At 74.8% G+C, this 2,753-nt stretch carries 4 protein-coding genes and 1 pseudogene; 2 read left to right on the top strand and 3 right to left on the bottom strand.

Going from position 1 to position 2,753, the window contains the following annotated elements:
* Positions 1-190: hypothetical protein (locus F9B16_RS50015; RefSeq protein WP_151547285.1), on the bottom strand; the 190-nt coding region annotated here is incomplete at its 3' end.
* A 109-nt stretch (positions 191-299) separates the two neighbouring features.
* Between F9B16_RS50015 and ispD the strand changes: the two genes are divergently transcribed.
* A complete protein-coding gene (gene ispD / locus F9B16_RS50010; RefSeq protein ID WP_151547284.1) occupies positions 300-1,001 on the top strand; it encodes a 2-C-methyl-D-erythritol 4-phosphate cytidylyltransferase in 702 nt (233 codons plus the stop codon).
* Positions 998-1,750 carry a glycerophosphodiester phosphodiesterase gene (locus tag F9B16_RS50005; RefSeq protein ID WP_151547283.1) on the top strand — a complete coding sequence of 251 codons (753 nt, stop codon included), beginning with the start codon at positions 998-1,000 and terminating at the stop codon, positions 1,748-1,750. The genes ispD and F9B16_RS50005 overlap by 4 nt, the downstream gene beginning before the upstream one ends.
* A gap of 22 nt (positions 1,751-1,772) precedes the next feature.
* Here the strand turns inward: F9B16_RS50005 and F9B16_RS50000 are convergent, their stop codons facing one another.
* Both F9B16_RS50000 and F9B16_RS52090 read right to left on the bottom strand, forming a co-directional pair.
* Positions 1,773-2,339 (bottom strand): Uma2 family endonuclease, encoded by a 567-nt coding sequence (locus F9B16_RS50000; RefSeq protein WP_151547282.1) that lies wholly within the window; start codon positions 2,337-2,339, stop codon positions 1,773-1,775.
* Between the two features lie 68 nt (positions 2,340-2,407).
* Positions 2,408-2,753 (bottom strand): annotated as a pseudogene (locus F9B16_RS52090) (hypothetical protein); the annotation flags it as partial.

Here is a 2,753-nt window from a genome sequence, read left to right as displayed (position 1 = left end):
GCACCAGGTACGGCGCGTACCCGCCGACCGCGTACGCCGCGACGAGCCCGTCGCCGCGGTGCGCGGCGGCGCGCCGGCGCTCCGCGCGTCCGGCGGCCCGCTCCGGGCGGGCGCGGTTCTCCTCCACGGCGTCGGCCGCCTCCGGTACGTTGAGCGTGGCGGGCCGGCGGCGGGGGCGCACCCTGACCATCGGCGCCTCCAGGCCAGATCGAAGCGTACGGGTGACAGCTCAGCGTAGCGACTCGGTGACCGACTGTCGCAGGAACGAGCGCACGTCCTGCGCGCGGTGAAAGGGAGAGATGGCGGCGCGGACGGTTGCGGTGGTGCTCGCCGGAGGCATCGGCGAGCGCATGGGCGCGGGACGCCCCAAGCAGCTCATTGAGGTGGGCGGGCGGCCGATCCTGGCGCACGCGATCGCCGCGTTCGACGCCCATCCCGAGGTCGGCGAGGTGCTGGTGGTGATGGCCGCCGGGCACCTGCGCGAGGCGGGCGTGATCGCCGCGCCGTTCCGCAGTGTGACGGGCGTCGTGGAGGGCGGCGCGACCCGCACCGCCTCGACCGTCGCGGCGCTGCGCGCCCTGGAGGGTCACCCCGACGACACCCGCGTGCTGTTCCACGACGCGGCCCGCCCGTTCGTCGACGCCCCGGTCATCGACCGGGTGCTGGACGCGCTCGACGGCCACGACGCCGTCGCGGTCGGCGTGCCGTCGCCGGACACGATCGTCGTCGTCGAGGACGGGGTGGTCGCGTCCATGCCGCCGCGCGAGACGATGAGCCGGTTCCAGACCCCGCAGGGGTTCCGGCTCGGCACCATCCGCAAGGCCTACGAACTGGCGCTCGCCGATCCGGCGCTGCGCGCCACCGACGACTGCGGGATCGTGCACCGCTACCTGCCGGACGTGCCGATCCGCGTGGTCGCGGGCAGCGAGCGCAACCTCAAGGTCACCCAGCCGCTCGACGCGGTGGTGGCCGAGCACCTCGCCCGGAGGGACCTGCCGTGATCTTCGAGAAGTCCCCGGCCGTCATCGGGCACCGCGGCTACGGCGCGGGCCTGCTCACCCCGCCCGGCGCCGCGGCGCCGGTCGCGGAGAACACCCTGGAGTCGCTGCTCGCCGCCGCGTCCGCGGGCCTGAGCTGGGTCGAGATCGACGTGACCCGCACCGCCGACGACCACCTCGTGCTGCGGCACGACCCGACCGTCGAGGGCGGCGACCACATCGTCGACATGCCCGCCGACGCCAGCGGCCTGCCGCTGCTCACCGAGATCTTCGACGCGCTGCCCACCGGCATCGCGGTCGACGTCGACGTCAAGACCGTGCTGGAGGACGCGGTGGACGCCCGGTCCCGCCGGACGGGCGCGCTGCTGCTGCCGGTGCTCAAGCGCGAGGCGCGGCGCCGCCGGCTGCTCGTCACCTCGTTCGACCCGGCGCTGCTGGTGTTCCTGCGCGGCGAGCTGCCGGACGTCCCGCTCGGCCTGCTGACCTGGCTGCGGTTCCCGATGTGGCACGCGGTCCCGGCCGCGGCCGGGCTGGACCTGCAGGCCATCGCGGTGCACACCGGCTCGTGCGGGTTCGAGCACCCCGACAGCCGGCTGCGGCCGCTGGAGCACTGCGTGGACGTCGCGCACCAGGCGGGCCTGGACGTGATCGCCTGGTGCCCGGCCGCCGACCGCGCCCCGGACTACGCGTCCGCCGGCGTCGACGCGATGGTCGTCAACGACGTCCCCGGCGTCCTCACCGCCCTCTCCTAGCCGAAGCCCCGGCGGGTCGCCCTCAAGCGGAGCCGAGATCGACCTCCATGGCGAACGGAGCCGACACCTTGACCTTGCCGGTGAAGACCTCGCCCTCCCGGTACGCCGCCGTCGCCGGGTCCAGAACGTAGGTGTACAGCAGCGGCACGCCGGTGGCGGCCTGCTCGATCCTCCAGTAGAAGGCGATGCCCGCCCGGGCGTACTGGTCCACCTTCACGACCCGGTCGGTGGTCTCCGAGCCCGGTGAGACGACCTCGGCCACCAGGAGCACGTGTTCCGGGCGGGTCGGGGTCACGTCGATCGTGTCCGCCCGGTACACGACGACGTCCGGCCGGCGATTGGTGAGCGGAACGTCCTGCAGCCGGACGTCGAAGTCCGTGTCGGCGTTCCACTCCGGGCCACCGGCGTCGTCCAAGGCGTTCGCCAGAACGCGGGCCAGGCGGTTGTGGCGCTTGGACGCGCTGGGGCTCACGACGACCATCCCGTCCACGACTTCGATACCCGCGCACTGCTCGTCGGACCAGGAGTCGTACTGCTCGGCCGTGATCTGCTCATGCATCCACGCGGGGGCGACCATCCCGGCGGTCATGACGCACCTCCCCGGGCTGTGTCGGCCGGACCGGGCCCTGACAGACTCAGCGTACTGTCCTTGACACGCTAGCGGTTGCCGCGGAGGTCGTCGCCGCCGTACATCTGCGTCCACTCGCCGACGCCCTCGCCGGAGCCGCCGCCCTGGGCGGGCGGGGAGGCGTCGTCGTCCTCGAACGGGACGGCGCCGGACGCGGGGCGCGCCGGAGGCTGGGACGGCGGCGCGGACGAAGGCTGGGCCGGGGACGCCGCCTGCGGGAGGCCCGGCTGCGCCGCGCGGCCGTACTGCGGCTGCGCGGGAGGCTGCTGGCCGTACTGCGGGGGCCGTCCCCATGGCGTGTCCTGTGCGGGCGCCTGAGGCGCGCCGAGCGGTCCCGGTGCGCCCGGCGCGGCGGGCGGCGGGCCCATCGGCGCG

The organism is Actinomadura montaniterrae, assembly GCF_008923365.1.
GTDB classification, from domain to species: Bacteria; Actinomycetota; Actinomycetes; order Streptosporangiales; family Streptosporangiaceae; genus Spirillospora; species Spirillospora montaniterrae.
Note: the sequence above shows the minus strand (reverse complement) of the source record. Positions and strands in the feature narration are given on the sequence as shown.